Genomic DNA, 19,065 nt, shown 5'->3' with positions numbered 1-19,065 from the left:
ATGACGGGAAATCAGGTTTATCCTTCCATTAGACGTTCCACATTCACCGTTTGGGTGTTGGTCGGCCGGGATCCGACCTGAACCGTGGCCACCCCGTTGTCCACATCCACCTTTTCTATCCATACCGGTACCCCTTCCAGATTTACGGGAATGGTGTCCTTAGCCTGATAAATATCCAGCGCGCGCTGAGCATCCATGTTGGTTTCAGCCTCCTGTGTAATAGAATCATAAGCTATCATTGTGCGCAGAACCTAGCATTCTTCGCTAGAGACCTGCCGCTCTTCTGCATCTTATACTTTGAAAATCTTTATTGCTTGTACATTTCAGCATGCCCGGGCCATCAGCCTTCCTCGGGATCTCCCTCTTGCGCGGGACCGATCATGCCCGGCTCAACGACGATCGTGTCGGTCGTGCTCGCCCCGATGTAGCCGTTGTCTGCCGTAATGTTGCCACCGCCCAATCCCTCGTTCACCATCCGGTCGATATCGAGCATATGGGTATCCAGCGATATATCCTCATCCGGCGAGGTTACGTTATGCCAGTTGACGTTGTCCGCATCGATATAATCCGAAGATTCGATCGCGTCTCTGGCCGCCTCGTAATTTTCGAGCGCTTCCACCGTCAGCTCCTTGTCGTCGTCCGGGTCCTGTCTTCTGTCCTTCAACCTTGCTCCCTCCTCGCTACAGCATGCATGTGGTCATGGGTTCAATATGCCCTGCAGGCAGCTAAACCATTCATTTTTTCCCTGGCCAAATCGGCGGCGGGCCTTATAGAAACGGGATATTTTCCCCATACTAGTAGGAAAAAGCGTTAAAGGAGCGATAACTATGCATACCGTCTGGAAGGGAGCGATCAGCTTCGGCCTGGTTCACGTCCCGGTGAAAATGTTCTCCGCTACGGAGGACAAAGATATTTCCATGAGGTACGTCCATAAAGAGTGCGGCAGCCCCCTCTCCTACGTCCGCAAATGCCCGGTCTGTGACGAGGAAGTAGGCTGGGAGGAAATCGCAAAGGGTTATGAATACGAGAAGGGAAAGTTCGTTTTGTTTGAAAAAGAGGAGCTCGAGCAGATTACCGAGCAGGCCAACAAGGCGATTGCCATCCTCGACTTTGTCGATCTGTCCGAAATTGATCCGATCTACTTCCAGAAGACGTATTACCTCGCTCCGGATCAGGCCGGGGGTAACGCATACCAGCTGCTGAAAGAGGCAATGCAGCAGAGCGGCAAGATCGGGATCGCCAAAATCTCCATCCGCTCCAAGAGCAGCCTCGCGGCGATCCGCGTGCTGGATGAGTGCCTTGCTATCGAAACGATGTTTTACCCCGGACGAAATCCGCCCGGTCTCCCAGGTGCCGAACCTTCCGGAAAATATCCAGGTCAACGATAAGGAGCTTGGCATGGCGCAAATGCTGATCGAGCAGCTCTCCACGCCGTTTGAGCCGAAAAAATACGGGGACGACTACCGCGAGCGGCTGCTCGATCTGATCGAGCACAAGGTGGCCGGCGAAGAGATCAAAATCGCTCCGGCGAAGCAGGAGACGAATGTGATCGACTTGATGGCCGCCCTGCAGGCCAGCATCGAAGCGGCCAAGCCGGTGGCGACCGACCCGGGTCCGGCCAAGAAGACCGCCAGGGGCAAAGCCAACGCCAAGCCGGCGGAACCTGCCGCCGCTGCCGGCGAAGGGCCCAAGCCAAAACGCCGCAAGACAGCCAAGAAAAACGAAACCGTCTCGTAACGGTTAGATCGGAGGATCATCGATGCCGCTTACCCCGATCGTCCCTTTCGAACCCGTCATGACGGACTTCCTCCCTTCCGGAGAGCAGTGGATCGCACAGATTAAATGGGACGGTGTCCGGATGATCACCTATTACGACGGCGGGGAGGTCCAGCTCGTCAACCGCAAGGGGAACAACCGGACGCGCCAGTATCCAGAGCTGCTGGATATCGCTTCTTATTGCCGTGCCGATTCGGTCATTCTGGACGGCGAAATCATCGCTCTGGTAGACGGGGTGCCTTCCTTTCATCAGGTCATGAAACGGGACAGCCTCCGCGTAGAGCAGCAAATCAAAGCCCGCGTCCAGCAGGTGCCGATCGTCTATATGATCTTCGACATCCTGTATTATAACGGCGAATGGGTAACCGGACGGCCGCTGCGCGAGCGACAGAAGCTCCTGACGGAAACCGTGATCCCGAGCGGGCACGTCCAGCTCGTGCCGAGCTATACGGACATCCCTCTGCTGTATGACGTGTCGGTCCAGCACCGGCTTGAAGGCATCGTCGTCAAAGACGTTAACAGCGTCTATGCCCTGGGCGGCAAGGACAAGCGGTGGCAGAAGCGGAAGAACATCCAGGACGTGAACGCCGTGGTCGGCGGGGTGACGTTCCGGGACGGCATCGTGAATGCGCTGCTGCTCGGCCTGTACGCCGAAGACGGGAGCCTGGTCTATATCGGCCATGCCGGAACGGGCAAGCTGAAGGTGGCCGACTGGCGCAGCATCACCGAGCGGGTCGCGGACATGGCGGTGAAGGACCGTCCCTTCGTCAACCAGCCGGAGCGGCAGAAAGGGGCGGTCTGGATCCGTCCCGAGTGGGTGGTCAAGGTGAATTTCCTGGAATGGACGCCCGGCGGCACCCTGCGCCAGCCCAGTATTCAGGCGTTTGTCGATGTTTCTCCCGCGGACTGCCGGCTGGATCCGTAGCTTCCAAAGGATCACGGCGAGTTCTTATGCCCGTGACGTTCCATCATACAGCTCAGAAATGGCATCCCGCCTAAAATGATTGGAGGTAAGGTATCCGTATGCCGCGAACCGTGAAAGGCACGATTTCGATCGAGGGACAAGACATTCCCATCACCAATCCCGACAAGCCGCTCTGGCCGGAAATGGGCATTACCAAGGCCATTTATTTGCAAAAGCTAGCGGCGCTCGCTCCTTATTTGCTGAAGTACTGCCGGAACCGGCTGCTCACGACGATCCGCTATCCGCATGGGGTGCCTGGCGAATTTTTTTATCAAAAAAATGCGCCGGAGCCGCTCCCTCCCTATGTCCATACGGCCGACAAGGACGGGATCAATTACATCCTGCTGAACGGCCTGCCCGAGCTGCTGTGGCTGGGCAACCTGGCCGCGCTGGAGTTTCACCCGTCCCTCCATTACGCAGGGAGCACGCTGCCCTGCGAATGGATGATTGACCTCGACCCGTCGCGGGAGGTCGAACCGCGGATCATGGAAGCCGCGTCCATCGTCGGCAAGGTGCTGCGCTCGCTCGGACTGCAGTCGGTGCCGAAGACGTCCGGGGCGACGGGTATTCAGATCATCGTGCCGATCAATGAAGGGATCACGTTCGACGAGCTGCGCACCGTCGGACATTTCGTCGGCATGTTCGTGACGGAGAAGCACCCGGAGCTATTCACCCTGGAGCGGCTCAAGAAAAACCGCGGCGATAAAATCTACTTCGATTACCTCCAGCACTATCAGGGAAAAACACTCGCCGCTCCTTACACCCCCCGGGCACGTCCAGGCGCGACGGTGTCAACCCCGCTGCACTGGGAGGAAGTGGACAGCAACGTTGCCCCGACCGATTTTCACCTGCTTAACATCGAGGAGCGGCTTGCCCGCCACGGCGACCTGATCGCCGCGCTCCCCCCGCAGCCGATCGAGCAGGTGATCCGCCATTTAAGCACAGCGAAGCCCGGAAGGTAACCTTCCGGGCTTTGAGGCATTTCACGGGTCAGTCCAGCTTCGCTGCCCCGCTAATGGATATCTTTTTTCTTGAAACGGCCGCCCTTAACGTCATGGATATTACCAACCGCAAGGAAGGCATCCGGATCCCAATCGCCGACGATGGTCTTCAGCTTAGCCTCTTCCAGACGGGTGATGACCACGAAGATCACTTTCTTGCTGTCTCCGGAGTAGGCTCCTTCCCCTTCCAAATACGTGACGCCGCGTCCCAGGCGCTGGGTGAGGGCATCGCCGATGTCCTTGTATTTCTCACTGATGATCCATACCGATTTGGACTGGTCGATCCCTTCGTTGGTGATATCAATCACTTTAAAGGCGATAAAGTAGGCGATCAGCGAATACATCGCGTTATTCCAACCGAATACGAAGCCCGCACTCGTCAGGATAAAGAAGTTGATGAACATGATGATTTCCCCGACAGAGAACGGCGTCTTTTTGTTGATGAGAATCGCGACGATTTCGCTGCCGTCCGTGGAACCCCCTGCCCGGATCACCAGGCCGACGCCCGCACCGAGGATCACGCCTCCGAAGATGGCCGCCAGCAGCGGATCGAACGTAATCGGTTTAACGGGTTCCAGCAGCGCGGTGCCAATCGACATCACCAGGACGGCTGCCAGCGTGGAGAAGGCAAACGTCTTGCCGATTTGCTTGTAACCCAGAAACAAGAAAGGAATGTTGAGAACCGTAAGAAAAATACCGAGCGGCAGATGAAAAAGGTGGGACAGCATAATGGAAATGCCGGTAATCCCGCCGTCAATGATGTTATTGTTTACGAGGAATACTTCCAGTGCAACAGAGACCAATCCGGCTCCGATCAGCATGACCAGGATGCGCATGAACACTCTGGCTTTCGAGGTCGGCGCCTTGAGCGGCTGCAAATCCTGCGGCAGGTTTGGCCTATCCGTGGATTGCGGGTTTGAAGGTACAGCCATCGAATCCCCCCGATTCTATAGATTGTTGTAGCATAAAGGGACATGAAACGCCCGGGTAGCATTGTGTACAGCCTAAGAAATCTGGACTTCCGTGATTATTCCCTTACTTTATTATATCATAGTTTTTAGCTGTATATTATCAGGATGGGAGTTTTTCTGTCATGAAATCCTTATTATTATTTATTGCGGCCGGGCTGGCCGAGATCGGCGGCGGTTACCTGGTATGGCTGTGGATCAAGGACGCGAAGCCCTGGTGGTTCGGCGCGGCGGGCAGCCTGCTTCTGATCGTGTACGGGATTATTCCCACCCTGCAGAATTATCCTTCCTTCGGCCGGGTTTATGCCGCATACGGGGGCATCTTTATCGTCCTAGCCCTGCTGTGGGGCTGGTGGATCGACAAAAACACGCCCGACGTCTACGACTGGATCGGAGCGGCTCTGTGCATGGCCGGCGTATCCGTCATTCTTTGGGCTCCACGGCACTAGGCTTGGCAGCAGCAGATTCAGGACCGCGCAATCATAGCAGCGGTGACAGCATCCGGCACAGCACTTCCGCCAGCTTATGCAGAAACGACCGGGCCTGAAACTCCTCGGTTACGATTTGATGGCTCTGGCTCATATCTTCCTTGAAATCTTTCACCAGCCGGTCGATCGAGGACTGCTCGAACAGCGCTGCCGTCAGCTCAAAGTTGCAGAAAAAGCTCCGCATATCCATATTAGCGGTACCTACCGAGGCCATCAGGTCGTCGACGATCATGACCTTGGCATGAATAAAGCCTTTCTGATATTCATAGAACTTCACTCCGGCCAGCAGCAGGTCTTCAATATAGGAGAGCGAAGCGAGATGCACCAGCCTGGAATCGGCTTTCAACGGAATGATGATCCGCACGTCCACTCCGCTGACCGCAGCGGTTTTGAGTCCTTCATAGATGCCCTGATCGGGAATAAAGTAAGGCGAGGTGATCCAAATCCTTTTTTTCGCGACCGTAATCGCGCCAAAGCACATCTCCTGGATGGCATTCCAATCCTGATCGGGTCCGCTGCTGACGATTTGAACCTGTTCATCGGCTTCGCATTGATGCTTGGGAAACAGCGCAGGGTCCGACAGCCGCTCGCCTGAAGCGAGCTTCCAGTCGCTCAAAAACACATTTTGCAAAAAATAAACGGCATCTCCCTCGATCTCCAGGTGCGTGTCGCGCCAATACCCCATTTTCTGATATTTCCCCAAATAGTCATCGCCGACATTCAACCCGCCGACAAAGCCTTTGGTTCCATCGACGACAATAATTTTGCGGTGGTTGCGGTAGTTGATCCTGCGGTCGATCATTGCCAGAAGCGGCGGCAGGAAGAAGTGGAACTCCACGCCCGCTTCCTTCAGCTCCTGGATGAACCCGCGCCTGCGGCCAAGCCTGTAGCTTCCGAAGCCGTCGCAGAGCAGCCTCACCTTGACCCCGGCTTTCGCCTTCCGGACCATGATGTCCTTGAACCGGTTCCCGATATCGTCGTCCCGGAAAATATAAAATTGAATATGTAAGTGATCTTCTGCTTTATCCATGGCGGCGAGCATCGCGCCAAAGGTATCCTCCCCGTCGGTCAGCACCCTGCTCTTGTTGCAGCCGGTAATCGGGCTCTCGGACAGATGGGACAGCAAATTAAACAAGCGCTCCTGATGCTGAAAATCCTTGCTGTGCATATCCCCTGCACGCTTTACCAAGGACGCCTGACTCCATATCAAGGGACGGATCTCTTGAAACAGGCGCGAACCCTGCGTACGGACCTTCTTCCTCGCTTTATAGTCCTGGGCTACAAAATAATAGACCACAAAGCCGATCAACGGGCAGCAAAACAAAATAAACAGCCAGGCGACCGTCTTGTAAGGATTGCGGAATTCCAGAAGCAGAATCGTTGCCGTTTGAAAAATAAAAACGAGTAGTGCGATAAGCAGCCACAGCATACGTCAGCCTCCTTGCGGGTCAAAAGCAATCTGTATGTTCAGGATTGACCACTTTCAACCTGCTTTATTCAGTATTTACCCGGATCGGCCTGATGCAGACGCAGCCGCGGCAAAGATCACATTTTTGACATGTTTTAAGAGATCAGAGAATACATAGAAGATAAGACAAGTACAATCAAGCCGAGGAAAGGAGCCGCCATGAAAAATGCCAAAGGCAATGGGCGGGTGACGCTCCTGGTCATGCGGGACGCCCAGCATTCCGTCAAACAGCTGCATCTCTCCAAGCCCTTGATGATGGCCGTCCCCGCCGTGGCCGTTCTGTCGCTGTCCGGACTCGTTCTTGCGCTGCAGGCCCACTCGTCCCAGGTGATCTCCCAGCTGGAGCAGAAGGTCACCGCCGAAAGCCTGAAGAACGTCCAGATGCAGCGGACGGTGAACAGCCGGGAGCAGTCCATCGAGCGCCTGCAGAACGAAATCGTCAACCTGTCGAGCCAAGCCAAAGATATGAAGCAGAGGATGGACCGCGTGGATGAACTGGAGAACCAGCTGCAGCAGTTCATTGACAAGCACGGAACCACCAGTATGGCCGAGCCTGCTTCCGGGGCCAAAGCGTCTTCCCTGTCCTGGGATGCCTCGCAGCATGTCGGTGGCGAATATATCGCTGTGCATGAGAACGATATGCTGGACCTGGCCCAGGAGACGAAAGATGACTTTCAGGAAATGCAGACACTGCTGCGGTCCATGGAGAACCAAATCCCTTCGACCTTGAAAAAAGCGGAGGAAACGCAGGATCGGATCTCCGGGCAGCCCGACCTGTGGCCGACCGAGTCCCGGGTGACGACCTCAAGCTTCGGCTACCGGACGGACCCTTTTACCGGAAGGGCGTCCTTCCATGCGGGGATCGATATTGCCGGGGATAACGGAAGCCCCGTATATGCGGCGGGAGCGGGTACGATCGTGACGGCTGAGAACAGCGGCGGTGCGCGGGGACGGTATATCGTCATTGAGCATCCGAACGGCCTGCAAACCTGGTATATGCACCTCAGCAAAATCCAGGCCAATGTCGGCCAAACCGTCGACAAAGGCGAACAGATCGCCGAGCTCGGCTCGACCGGGCGAAGCACCGGCCCCCATCTTCATTTTCAGGTCGTGAAGAAGGATAAGCCCGTTAACCCGCTGCCTTATATTCAGTAGTAGGGTTTGATCGTAAAAAAAACGTCTATCGACGTACCTTCAAAGAAGACAGACCGCGTTTAGCTGAAGTTTTTCTTGCGATTATAGAATGGTTCAGCTTCGCTGAATTTTATAAATTCTATAATCTTAAAAAAGGAGGGATTTCAAACATGAGCAGATCCAAAGCGAGCCGGCACCAGAGCGCAACGGACACTTTGATCGGCAAAGGGACAGAAATCGAAGGGACGCTGGCCTGTGAGGCCAACCTGCGCATCGAAGGCAAATTTAACGGCGTCATTGAGAGCAAAGGCAGCGTCATTGTCGGGGAGCATGCGGTGGCCAGATCGCACATTCATGCCAAAGAGGTCATCATTGCCGGAAAAGTGTACGGCGATGTGACGACGCTCGGCCGGCTGACCATCACGGCGACCGGGCAGATGTTCGGTGACGTGCTGGGAGCAACGTCGCTGGTCATTACCGAGGGCGGCATCCTCCACGGATCCAGCAAAATGGAGCTGAAGGACGCCCCGGAGGAAATGGCGCAGGAGACCGCCTCCACCCCGCGGTATTTGGAATCGGAAGCCGGCTGATGCGGCCCGAAGCTTCTGCTTTCTTATCTCTGCAAAAAACGCAGTCGCAAGTGAACGGATCACGTCCACATGCACTGCGTTTTTTGGCTTTTAATATCGTGACAGGTCAGGCCGCGACGTCCCGTTTGGCGAACACGGTCCAGGCGATGACCAGAAACAAGACGTAGTAGATGGCCAGGATCAAAATCGAGAAGCCGAGCGTCACGCCTCCAGGTCCCACCGAAGAGGCCAGATACTGCGACAGATCCATGTGCATAAACGGCAAAAACTTCGCCCAACTGTAGCGCTCAGGGTTGAACAGCATATTAAAGATGCCCTTCGCGAACATGATGAACAGCGACAGCCCGATGGCGAGCCCGCTTGCCCGGAATACGGCCGAGAGCATGAAGGCCAGCGCCACGGTCATGAACAGGTCTACATAATCGCAAAGCATAATCAGAAAGTAATGACGCGGCCCGATGCGCTCGCCCATAAGGGACCCGCCCGCTCCTCCCGAGAAGAAGATCGCGGAGACTCCGTATGACACGACGATCAACAGCACCGTGCACAGCAGGCTGAACAGCACAACGGCAATATATTTGGAGAGCAGAATCTTCGATCGGCTCCATGGGCGGATCAGCAGCAGCTTGATGGTCCCCCAGGAGAATTCACCTGCAACGGAGTCCGACGCGACCACAACCGAAAATATGGTGCACAGAAAAAACGTAAACGCCCCGGCCTGAAGCACGCTTTCCCATAAGCTGATATTGCCCCCGCCATCCGCCAAATGAAACAGGAGCGGCATCAGAATGTTGACGATGGCCAGGATCGACAGCATGATCCACGTCCGGGCTCTCCGGTATATCTTCATGTTCTCGTTCTGCACGAGATGGATAAAGCTACCCAATCTGATCACTTCCCGTCATTTCCAAGAATTGGTCCTCCAGCGACCGGGTTATCTTCTGAATCCCGTACACCTTGAATCCGCTCTGGACGAGCCGGGCATTCGTGTCGGCAATGCCATTTCGGTCGAGCCGGACGATCAGCAGTCCATCGCGTACCGTACCGCCCCCAAGCAGCTCCTGGGCCTGCTCCGGACGGTCCAGCGCAAATGCCGTTTCCACGGTCGTCTCCTGCGCTCCCTCAACACCGGCCAGTGTGCGTACGTCAATCAACCGTCCGTTCTGGATGATCGCCACGGCGTCGCACATCAGCTCCATCTCGGACAGCAGGTGGCTGGAGACGAATACCGTCGTCCCCTCTTCCCTGCACAGCCGGCGCAGGTAGTCCCTCAGCTCGCGGATTCCCTGCGGGTCCAGCCCGTTGGTAGGCTCGTCCAGGATCAGCAGCTTCGGACGGTGCAAAATCGCCTGAGCTACGCCCAGGCGCTGCCGCATGCCCAGCGAATACGTCCGCACCGGGTCCTGAATCCGGTTGCTCAGCCCTACGAGCTGAACCACTTCCTGAATGCGCTCCTCGGTAATCCCTGACATCATCCGGGCAAAGTGCCGGAGGTTTTCATACCCCGTCAAAAACTTATACATCTCCGGGTTTTCCACGATCGCCCCCACGTGGACGATCGCCTGCTCAAAATGATCCTTGATGCTGTAACCGCAAATTTTAATATCTCCCTTGGTGATCTTGGTCAGCCCGACCATCATGCGGATAGTCGTCGTTTTTCCGGCCCCGTTCGGACCGAGAAAACCAAAGACCTGCCCGGGAGGGATGTCCAGCGTAACATCCTCAACCAATGTTTTGGATGAGACTTTCTTCGTGACACCTTCCAGCCGAACCACCGGTTCCTGCTGCATTTCTATCACCCCTTCTGCCCAAGTCTGGCCCCATTGTAGCATATTCGCCTTGCAGATGCCCATCATATGGGAAATCTACCTCTGATTGTGTCTGCGAATAACATAGGGTACAGCAGCCCAGGGGAATCACTGTGCGGTAAAATCCCGTCCGGAACACAAGTGCCGTGTCCGACATAGGGATGACCTGCTCACATCGCAAGCAGAATACGGATAGCTGACTGTTCAAGAGAATCGACTTCCCTTCCATGAAGTGTGTCTTTGCGCTTAAAATTATGACCAACGACTTATCATAGATACATTCTGTAACATACACACCAAGAAATCTACATGAATCTGCATCTTTTGTCAAGGAAACTGACGGTTTTCGTCGAAAAATAACCCCACAACGTGGGGCTTATGAATCAATTCGGGTTCCGAGATGCTGCAAAGAACGCCGGAAATGAAAAAGCAAGCGTGACATCTAGCCACGCCTGCCTCTTATTGTAAATGCTCTTTAATGACATTATGAATGCGCTGCCGCTCCTCTTCGCTGACCATGTAGTACCAAATTCCGTTGATTTTCTTGCCCTGGCCCTTGATCTCCACCTGCTCGATTGTCTTCAGGTCAGACCGGTAATCGGTCACGAAGGTCTTCATATTGTCGAAAGTGATGTCCGTCCTGACACTGTCGCCTACCTGGTTCAGTAGGGATTCGATTTTTACGACATTCGATATTTTGAGCGCATTATTGATCACCTGCTCCAAAATTTCCCGCTGCCGTGCATTACGCCCCAAATCTCCACGCGGATCGTCATACCGCATCCGGGAGAAGGCCAGCGCCTCGGAGCCGTCCAGCTTCAAGTCGCCCTGTTTGAAATCGTATCCTTCATATTGGAAGGCAAACGGATTATTCACTTCCACCCCGCCGAGCAAATCAATGATTTTGGCGAAGCCCTCCATATTGACCTTGATGTAATAGTTGACCGGATAACCGAGGAAGTGCTCTACCGTCGCGACCGACATGTTTACGCCGCCAAAGGCGTAAGCATGGTTGATCTTGTCCGTCGTCCCGTGGCCGACGATTTCGGTTCTCGTGTCACGCGGGATGTTGAACATCAGGATACTCTGCTTGGCCGGATTTACCGTCAGCAGGATCATCGAGTCCGAGCGGCCCGGGTCGTCCTCGCGCTGATCCACACCCATGACCAGAACGGTAAACGGCTCCCTTTCATCCAGATGAACCGCCGGCGGGTTTTCGGCGCTCTTGGACGTATCCGCCTGGCCGCCTGTCTTGCCATCCGAGCTGACGGTTACCGGTACAACCGACGGTTCCCGCTTTTCATATATTTCGTTAGCCGTCGCTTTGACCGAATTGTAAATATACAATCCGTATCCCGCGACGCCGACCACCAGCACCGATACGACGGCGATGGTCGAAACAACCCATTTTTTCATGATGCATCTGCCACCTTCCTAATGGACACAGCTGCGCCCTGCGCACTTGGTCACGCAGCGATTAGTACGCATTATCCGCGCCGAACAGCACCTTGACCGTTTTACAAATGATGATCATATCCATCCATATCGACTGTTCGTTTATGTATTTGAGGTCCAGCTCGACCATTTCCTGAAATCCCACATGGTTCCTTCCGCTGACCTGCCACAAACCTGTACACCCCGGGACAACGAGCAGCCTCTGCATATCGTAGGAAGTATAGTCGCTTACCTCCCGCGGCAAAGGCGGTCTTGGCCCGACCAGGCTCATATTTCCTTTCAGCACATTCACAAGCTGGGGCAGCTCATCAATGCTCGTTTTGCGGATGAACCGGCCGACCCGGGTGACCCGCGGATCGTTTTTCATTTTGAACATCGCTCCGGTCACATCGCTTTGCTGGATCAAATTGCCGAGCATCAGCTCGGCTCCGCTGACCATCGACCGGAATTTGTACATCCTAAATGGTGTGCCCCCACGGCCGACGCGGACCTGGGAGAAAAACACCGAGCCTTTTGGATCCTCCAGCTTGATAAGCAAGGCAACGGCTAGGAATACCGGACATAAAAAAATCAGCCCTATAAGCGATAAGCTAATATCCAGGGTTCGCTTGGCCCAAAGGTACAACATCCTGTCTTTCCGGGGAGTGATCGGAAGGGGCTTGCCGACGTCCACCGTTTTGTTCAGCGGATTCATGCTGCTCATAAATGAACATCCTCGTCCCTTTGAAGCATCTGCATCAGGAAATCCAAGGTCAACGTACGTCCCATGACTGATCCATCCCCCGCTCTCAATATAAGTCCAACCGGACGATCACATGACAGGCTTATACTTCAGCCTTTTTAAAGCAAAGCACTATGCAGCCCTTTGATAAATAGTGTAAAATGTCTGTATCCCATTACGAAAAAACGTAAGATTTTTATGCTTTGATATCAAAATGGTGTCCTGGGCCGGGGAAAGAATCGTGGTCACAGGGACTTTCATACGGTGTGGAGGCCGCTCGGCCGCCTCGTTGCGGGCGGTTGTGGTGTTTTGTCATGCGCTCCGGCTCCTGCTGCGGGGATTCAATACGAATGCCGTATTGGTGGGCCTTAAAGGAGATGCTGCTTTCTTTCCAAGCCACGGTGCCGTACACCTGACGGGCAGGGGCATTTGGAACGTGGATAATGAACCCCAGCCTGAGCTCGGGCACGACGGGGAGATCCAAGTCGCTGATGATTACCATTCGGCTTGGCTCGTATTCCCATAAGATGACAGGACGGGTCCGATGCAGAAAAACCGTCTGGTTCCCGACCTGATGGATATACATATACGTTTGAAGATGTATGCCATGTGCTGTTAACATATTCATCGGATTATTCCTGCCTCATGGTATGAAAATCGGGATAACGCCTTATACTGGCTAAGGGATACGATCCGTCTCAACAATTGATACAAATGGTATCATTTCCAATTTTCACTTTACGATACATTTTGTAACTAGTCAATACTTATTTCCTATATGAATCTATTTTTGCGACAATTTGTTTCTAATTTTTTTATGTATTTTTTCAGGTATTCGGAGGAGGTTAATTCATGAATCATGGTAATCGCATCGCAGAATTGCGGGACCAACGCGGCTGGACCCAGGAGGAATTGGCCCAATCCATAGGCATTACGCGAGCCGCACTATCCCACTATGAAAAGAACCGCCGTAAACCTGATTTTGAGATTCTGACCAAACTGGCTGACAAATTTGACGTTTCCATCGATTATCTGATCGGCCGTACGAACCAGCCGAAGATTGTCATGGATCCGGAGGTCCGGGATTTTGTCGATCAACTGGAGCTTTCTGACGAGGACTTGCTGGAAAAGTTCAATTTGACGATTGATGGCCGCCGCTTGTCTGAGGAAGAAGCCAAACGTTTTATCGCTTTTGTGCGGATGGAACGGTCCATGAAATAATGAAAAACCTCAGCTTTCCTTGAAATTAGGAGGGCTGAGGTTTTTATAGGTTCGGTTACCGTAATTCGACGGGGTCCCCTTTTGGAGCATATGGAAGACATCTGCTGCAGGGTGGCCTCCCTGTCTAAAATCGGAATGATAAAACGTTTTCTGTCCCTCCTTGTCGTTTTATGTGAACCCCCCGGACACGATCTGCGAAATTTCCGCTAATCCGTCCCCTTCTCCATCTGTTTGAACAAAGCGCTTCCAGTTGTCAGGATGAATCCCGCATTGCTCCAACACTTTCATGATGTCCAATTGGGTTTGCTCCGGAAGTTCTTGGTTGGACCGGGCCTCGGCACCGAACTTTCTCTCATCTCTCATCGAAGATACCCTCGCTCCACTCAACATATTATCCAAAATGATTACCACGGCTACTCTTTTGTTGACAAATACAACGTCTGTTCCAAGTATGAATGTCAAGAATCAGCCAAGTGACTAGGTCTTTTTTATTATATCCCAAGCCTCTTCTGGATGTTGTCGTCTAATGGGACAATTGCTTTTTGAAGCAGGTTCTATTTTTGTCGAAAAAAATGGGCATACGATTTATGTCTCCAATTGAAAACATTTCGTATGCCCTTTCCAGCAATTATTGCGCAAATATGAAAATTTCAACCTTGTTGATAGGAATTCTTTCTTTATAACATCCGGTTTGGAAGAATTAGTTGTTTCCCGCTCTCGCGAGCTCGCGCATGTTGGCTTCGAAGGCGGCCAGCAAGGCAGCTTCGCCGCTCAGTCCATTCTCCTGAACCTTGCGGATTTGCTGTGTCATCCGCTTGTAATCCTTCGGAATGACGCGGACAAACTGGCCTAGGCTGTTCTCCCAGTCTTCCAGCACACGCTCGCCGACAGCACTCTCCGTGTAGTTGACATGCTTCTCGATCATGCTCTTCAGTTCCTGGACTTCCTCTGCATCTTCAACGCGCTCCAGAAGAATCATCTCCAGGTTGCAGCGGTCGATAAACGAACCCTGCGGATCATAGACGTAGGCGATGCCGCCCGACATACCGGCGCCAAAGTTACGTCCCGTTTCCCCAAGGATGACGACGCGGCCGCCTGTCATATATTCGCATCCGTGATCGCCAACGCCTTCAACGACGACATTCACGCCGGAGTTGCGGACCGCAAAGCGTTCGCCGGCGATACCGCGGATGTACGCCTCGCCGCTTGTCGCGCCATAGAAAGCCGTGTTGCCGATAATGATGTTCTCTTCGGCCTTGAACGTTGATTTCGGCGACGGCTTCACGATCAGCTTCCCGCCGGACAACCCTTTGCCGGTGTAGTCATTCGCGTCGCCAACCACGGTCAGCGTGATGCCCTTCGGAACGAAGGCGCCCAAGCTCTGGCCGGCCGTTCCCGTAAAGGTCAGCGAAATCGTGTCTTCCGGCAGGCCGGCTGCTCCGTACTTCCGCGTGACTTCGCTGCCGAGAATCGTGCCTACGGCGCGGTCTACGTTCGTAATCGAAAGCTCGCCGGTAACCGGCGTTCCGTCTTCCAGCGCCGGTGCCGCCAGCTTCAGCAGCTCGCGCATATCCAGCGTCTCTTCGAGACCGTGGTTCTGGGTCTTCGTGCGGTAGCGCGTGCTCCCTTCCGGAAGCTCCGGTGTGTGGAGCAGAACGGACAGATCGATGCCTTGCTTCTTCCAATGTCCGTTCGCCGCTTCGGCATCCAGGCAGTCCGTGCGTCCGATCATCTCTTGGATCGTACGGAAGCCGAGCTCCGCCATAATTTCACGCATATCTTCAGCCACGAATCTCATGAAGTTAACGACATGCGCCGGATCGCCCATGAAGTTCTTGCGCAGTTCCGGATTCTGGGTAGCTACCCCCACCGGACAGGTGTCCATCTGGCAGACGCGCATCATGATACAGCCAAGTGCCACGAGCGGAGCCGTAGAGAAGCCATACTCTTCGGCACCCAGCAGCGCTGCGACGGCCAGATCGCGTCCGTTCAGCATTTTGCCGTCCGTTTCCAGGACGACGCGGTCGCGCAGGTTATTCAGGATGAGCGTCTGGTGCGTTTCCGCAACCCCAAGCTCCCAAGGAAGACCCGCATGGCGGATGGAGCCCTGCGGCGATGCGCCGGTACCGCCGTCATATCCGCTGACGAGGATAATGTCGGCACGGCCTTTGGCCACCCCGGCCGCGATCGTTCCGACGCCAACCTCGGACACGAGCTTCACGTTGATGTTCGCGCGCGGATTGGAGTTCTTCAGATCATAAATCAGCTCCGCCAAATCCTCGATCGAGTAAATGTCATGATGCGGCGGCGGAGAAATCAAGCCCACGCCAGGCGTAGAACCGCGCACTTCGGCAACCCAAGGATATACTTTACGGCCCGGAAGCTGTCCGCCTTCACCCGGCTTCGCTCCCTGCGCCATCTTGATTTGAATTTCGTCCGCGTTCACCAGGTAGTTCGACGTTACGCCGAACCGGCCGGAAGCCACCTGCTTGATCGCGCTGCGGCGGGAATCGCCGTTCGCATCCGGAATATAGCGCGCCGGATCCTCGCCGCCCTCACCGGTGTTGCTTTTGCCGCCGATGCGGTTCATCGCAATCGCGAGGCTTTCATGCGCTTCCTTACTGATGGAGCCGAAGGACATGGCACCGGTCTTGAAGCGTCTCATAATGGACTCGATCGGCTCGACTTCCTCGATCGGAACCGGAGCTCCTACCGGTTTCAGCTTCAGCAGCGAGCGGATTGTCAGATGCTTCTCGTTTTCACCCTGAACAAGCTTCGCGTACTTTTTGTACACCTGGTAATCGCCGGTGCGTACGGCCTGCTGAAGCAGGTGGATCGTCTGCGGGTTGAACAGATGCTCCTCCCCGTCCTTGCGCCATTGATAGTCACCGCCGGAATCGAGCACCTTGTCGCTTCCGTCCTTGTCGGTAAAGGCGCGGTTGTGGTGGGCCAGCGCTTCGGCCGCCACTTCTTCCAGGCCGATGCCGCCGATGCGGGACGGCGTACGGGTAAAGTACTTCTCGACAAAATCCTCTTTCAGGCCGACGGCTTCAAAGATTTGTGCGCCGCGGTAGGATTGGATTGTCGAGATGCCCATTTTGGACAAAATTTTCACCACGCTCTTCGTGGCGGCCTTGATATAGTTTTTAACGGCTTTCTCGTGCGTCACGCCGCGCAGCAGCCCCTGCTGGATCATGTCGTCCAGCGTTTCGAACGCCAGGTAAGGGTTGACGGCACTCACGCCGTAACCGAGCAGCAGCGCGTAATGATGCACTTCACGAGGTTCGCCGGATTCGAGCAGAATGCTGACTTTCGTCCGCGTTCCTTGGCGGATCAAATGATGATGCAGGCAGGATACGGCAAGAAGCGCCGGAATCGCCGCATTTTCTTTGTCCACGCCGCGGTCGGACAGGATCAGGATGTTGTGGCCTTTCTTGATCACTCGGTCGGCCGCTTCACACAATCCGTCAAGCGCCTTACGCAGGCCTTCCGCCCCCTCCTCAGCAGGGAAGAAGATCGGAATCGTCATCGACTTGAAGCCGGGACGGTGCACGTGGCGGATCTTCGCGAAGTCTTCATTCGAGAGAACCGGTGTGTCCAGACGGATCTGGCGGCAGCTCTCAGGCTCCGGATGCAGCAGGTTGCGCTCGGGTCCGATCGTCGTTCCGGTCGCGGTGATAATCTCTTCGCGGATCGCGTCGATCGGCGGGTTGGTCACCTGCGCGAACATTTGTTTAAAGTAGTTGTACAGGCGCTGCGGCTTGTCGGACAGCACCGCCAGCGGCGCGTCGTAGCCCATCGAGGCTACCGCTTCCTGGCCGGTCGAAGCCATCGGCTCCAGCACCTTGCGCAGATCTTCGAACGTATAGCCGAAGGAGAGCTGCAGCTGCTGCACGTTGTCATGCTTCGGATTCGGCAGCTCCGGCGCGTCCGGAAGCTCATCCAGATTGACCAGATGCTCGTCGAGCCACTCGCGGTACGGCTGCTCGGCAGCGATCTGGGCTTTCACTTCCTCGTCGGAAATGATCCGTCCTTCCTTCGTATCTACGAGCAGCATTCTGCCCGGACGGAGACGGTCCTTGTACAGGACATCCTCAGCTGGAATGTCGAGCACGCCGGCTTCCGAAGAAAGAATAATCAGGTCGTCCTTCGTCACGTAATAACGGGACGGACGGAGTCCGTTCCGGTCAAGGATGGCGCCGATCTGCACGCCGTCGGTGAACGCCATGGCCGCAGGTCCGTCCCACGGTTCCATCAGCGTGCTGTGGTATTCGTAGAACGCTTTTTTCGTTTCGTCCATACTTTCATGGTTGTTCCAAGGCTCCGGCACCATCATCATGGCGACGTGTGGCAGGGAACGTCCACTCAGGTACAGGAACTCAAACGTGTTATCGAACATGGCGGTATCCGAACCGTCCGGATTGATGACCGGCTTGACCTTCTCCAGGTCATCGCCAAAAATATCGCTCTTAAACAGCGACTGGCGCGCATGCATCCAGTTCACGTTGCCGCGGAGCGTGTTGATCTCCCCGTTGTGAATCATGAAGCGGTACGGGTGCGCCCGTTCCCAGCTCGGGAAGGTGTTCGTGCTGAAACGCGAGTGAACGAGGGCGATCGCCGTCTCCACCAGCTCGTTTCTCAGGTCCAGATAGAACTGCCCCACCTGATTGGTAGTCAGCATCCCTTTGTATACAATTTTCCGGCACGAAAGGCTGGAAATATAGAAGGAGTCCGCCTGCGGAGCGTCGCCATAACGGATGGCCAGCTCGGCGCGTCTGCGGATGATGTACAGCTTACGCTCGAAGTCCATTTCGTCCTTCACATCGATGCTGCGTCCGATGAAAATCTGCCGTACGTACGGCTTGGCTTCCTTCGCGGATTTGCCCAGCATCTCGTCATAGGTCGGAACGTCGCGGAAGCCCAGGAACTGCTGCCCTTCTTCCCGGATGATTTCGACGAGCCGGCTCTCATGAGCCTCCCGAACGGCTTCGTCGTGGGAAAGGAACAGCATGCCTACGCCGTATTGCCCCGGTTCAGGCAGCTCAAAGCCGATCCGGGCCGCTTCTTCCGCAAAGAAGCGGTGAGGAATTTGCAGCATGATCCCGGCGCCGTCACCGGAATTGGGCTCGCTGCCCTGTCCGCCGCGGTGCTCCATATTCTCGAGCATCGTCAGAGCCTGGCCTACGATCTCATGGGAGGCCCGGCCTTTGATATGAGCAACGAAGCCCATGCCGCAGGCGTCTTTTTCAAACTGCGGATCATAAAGTCCCTGCTTAGGGGGAAATACCGTATGTCTCATGGAAAGCAACCTTTCTATCTTCAGAATAAATAAATGCTAGTAAATCCAGATACATCAAAATAAACCAGTACGAAGACGACATTGGCTACAAGAATAATACTTCATGCTCACTAGGGGAATGGGGTATGCGACAACGGCGGAAATCCTCGTTGCATGGGGGAATGGTTTTCTT

17 protein-coding genes and 1 pseudogene are annotated in these 19,065 nt (G+C 54.7%); 7 read left to right on the top strand and 11 right to left on the bottom strand.

All coding sequences use genetic code 11. From position 1 onward, the window contains the following. Positions 1-17: 17 nt before the first annotated feature. Positions 18-197, bottom strand: a complete 180-nt coding sequence (locus ABIE48_RS01165; protein WP_192716250.1) for an H-type small acid-soluble spore protein — start codon at positions 195-197, stop codon at positions 18-20. Positions 198-340: 143 nt separating this feature from the next. Continuing rightward, complete coding sequence (locus ABIE48_RS01160) at positions 341-664, bottom strand: hypothetical protein (RefSeq protein WP_354518136.1); 324 nt, start codon at positions 662-664, stop codon at positions 341-343. A 163-nt stretch (positions 665-827) separates the two neighbouring features. Here ABIE48_RS01160 and ku point away from each other — a divergent pair. The 3 genes and pseudogenes from ku (at position 828) to ligD (ending at position 3,702) form a co-directional block, all read left to right on the top strand. Beyond that, positions 828-1,737 (top strand): annotated as a pseudogene (ku, locus tag ABIE48_RS01155) (non-homologous end joining protein Ku). Between the two features lie 22 nt (positions 1,738-1,759). Then, a complete protein-coding gene (locus tag ABIE48_RS01150; RefSeq protein ID WP_192716248.1) occupies positions 1,760-2,701 on the top strand; it encodes an ATP-dependent DNA ligase in 942 nt (313 codons plus the stop codon). Positions 2,702-2,799: 98 nt separating this feature from the next. Then, positions 2,800-3,702, top strand: a complete 903-nt coding sequence (ligD, locus tag ABIE48_RS01145; protein WP_192716247.1) for a non-homologous end-joining DNA ligase — start codon at positions 2,800-2,802, stop codon at positions 3,700-3,702. Positions 3,703-3,752: 50 nt separating this feature from the next. On the opposite strand, the gene ABIE48_RS01140 is transcribed toward ligD, so the two are convergent. Further along, complete coding sequence (locus tag ABIE48_RS01140; protein ID WP_234489791.1) at positions 3,753-4,577, bottom strand: YitT family protein; 825 nt, start codon at positions 4,575-4,577, stop codon at positions 3,753-3,755. A gap of 257 nt (positions 4,578-4,834) precedes the next feature. Between ABIE48_RS01140 and ABIE48_RS01135 the strand changes: the two genes are divergently transcribed. Continuing rightward, the gene (locus ABIE48_RS01135) at positions 4,835-5,158 is read left to right on the top strand and encodes a YnfA family protein (protein ID WP_145026107.1); all 324 of its coding nucleotides are present in this window, start codon (positions 4,835-4,837) and stop codon (positions 5,156-5,158) included. Positions 5,159-5,189: 31 nt separating this feature from the next. On the opposite strand, the gene cls is transcribed toward ABIE48_RS01135, so the two are convergent. Continuing rightward, the gene (gene cls / locus ABIE48_RS01130; RefSeq protein ID WP_192716246.1) at positions 5,190-6,626 is read right to left on the bottom strand and encodes a cardiolipin synthase; all 1,437 of its coding nucleotides are present in this window, start codon (positions 6,624-6,626) and stop codon (positions 5,190-5,192) included. Between the two features lie 198 nt (positions 6,627-6,824). Between cls and ABIE48_RS01125 the strand changes: the two genes are divergently transcribed. Beyond that, positions 6,825-7,820, top strand: a complete 996-nt coding sequence (locus tag ABIE48_RS01125; RefSeq protein WP_145026113.1) for a M23 family metallopeptidase — start codon at positions 6,825-6,827, stop codon at positions 7,818-7,820. A gap of 149 nt (positions 7,821-7,969) precedes the next feature. Then, complete coding sequence (locus tag ABIE48_RS01120) at positions 7,970-8,389, top strand: bactofilin family protein (RefSeq protein ID WP_089549924.1); 420 nt, start codon at positions 7,970-7,972, stop codon at positions 8,387-8,389. A gap of 106 nt (positions 8,390-8,495) precedes the next feature. Here ABIE48_RS01120 and ABIE48_RS01115 read toward each other — a convergent pair whose 3' ends face one another. From ABIE48_RS01115 to ABIE48_RS01095, 5 genes are all read right to left on the bottom strand, one after another. Further along, entirely contained in the window at positions 8,496-9,275 is a 780-nt protein-coding gene (locus ABIE48_RS01115; protein WP_192716609.1) for an ABC transporter permease, read from the bottom strand. Continuing rightward, entirely contained in the window at positions 9,268-10,179 is a 912-nt protein-coding gene (locus ABIE48_RS01110) for an ABC transporter ATP-binding protein (RefSeq protein ID WP_145160849.1), read from the bottom strand. Before ABIE48_RS01110 ends, ABIE48_RS01115 begins: the two co-directional genes overlap by 8 nt. Positions 10,180-10,656: 477 nt before the next feature. Continuing rightward, complete coding sequence (locus tag ABIE48_RS01105; RefSeq protein ID WP_192716245.1) at positions 10,657-11,613, bottom strand: LCP family glycopolymer transferase; 957 nt, start codon at positions 11,611-11,613, stop codon at positions 10,657-10,659. A 61-nt stretch (positions 11,614-11,674) separates the two neighbouring features. Further along, entirely contained in the window at positions 11,675-12,346 is a 672-nt protein-coding gene (locus ABIE48_RS01100) for a sugar transferase (protein ID WP_192716608.1), read from the bottom strand. Between the two features lie 223 nt (positions 12,347-12,569). After that, complete coding sequence (locus tag ABIE48_RS01095) at positions 12,570-13,001, bottom strand: hypothetical protein (protein WP_076175032.1); 432 nt, start codon at positions 12,999-13,001, stop codon at positions 12,570-12,572. A gap of 224 nt (positions 13,002-13,225) precedes the next feature. On the opposite strand from ABIE48_RS01095, the gene ABIE48_RS01090 reads away from it, so the two are divergent. Further along, positions 13,226-13,594 (top strand): helix-turn-helix domain-containing protein, encoded by a 369-nt coding sequence (locus tag ABIE48_RS01090; RefSeq protein ID WP_076175034.1) that lies wholly within the window; start codon positions 13,226-13,228, stop codon positions 13,592-13,594. A gap of 168 nt (positions 13,595-13,762) precedes the next feature. Here the strand turns inward: ABIE48_RS01090 and ABIE48_RS01085 are convergent, their stop codons facing one another. Next, the gene (locus ABIE48_RS01085) at positions 13,763-13,957 is read right to left on the bottom strand and encodes a hypothetical protein (protein WP_354518131.1); all 195 of its coding nucleotides are present in this window, start codon (positions 13,955-13,957) and stop codon (positions 13,763-13,765) included. A gap of 337 nt (positions 13,958-14,294) precedes the next feature. Beyond that, a complete protein-coding gene (gene gltB, locus ABIE48_RS01080; RefSeq protein ID WP_145026128.1) occupies positions 14,295-18,893 on the bottom strand; it encodes a glutamate synthase large subunit in 4,599 nt (1,532 codons plus the stop codon). Positions 18,894-19,065 lie beyond the last annotated feature (172 nt).

Source organism: Paenibacillus sp. OAE614, assembly GCF_040546645.1.
In the GTDB taxonomy this organism is placed as follows: domain Bacteria; phylum Bacillota; class Bacilli; order Paenibacillales; family Paenibacillaceae; genus Paenibacillus_AQ; species Paenibacillus_AQ favisporus.
Note: the sequence above shows the minus strand (reverse complement) of the source record. Positions and strands in the feature narration are given on the sequence as shown.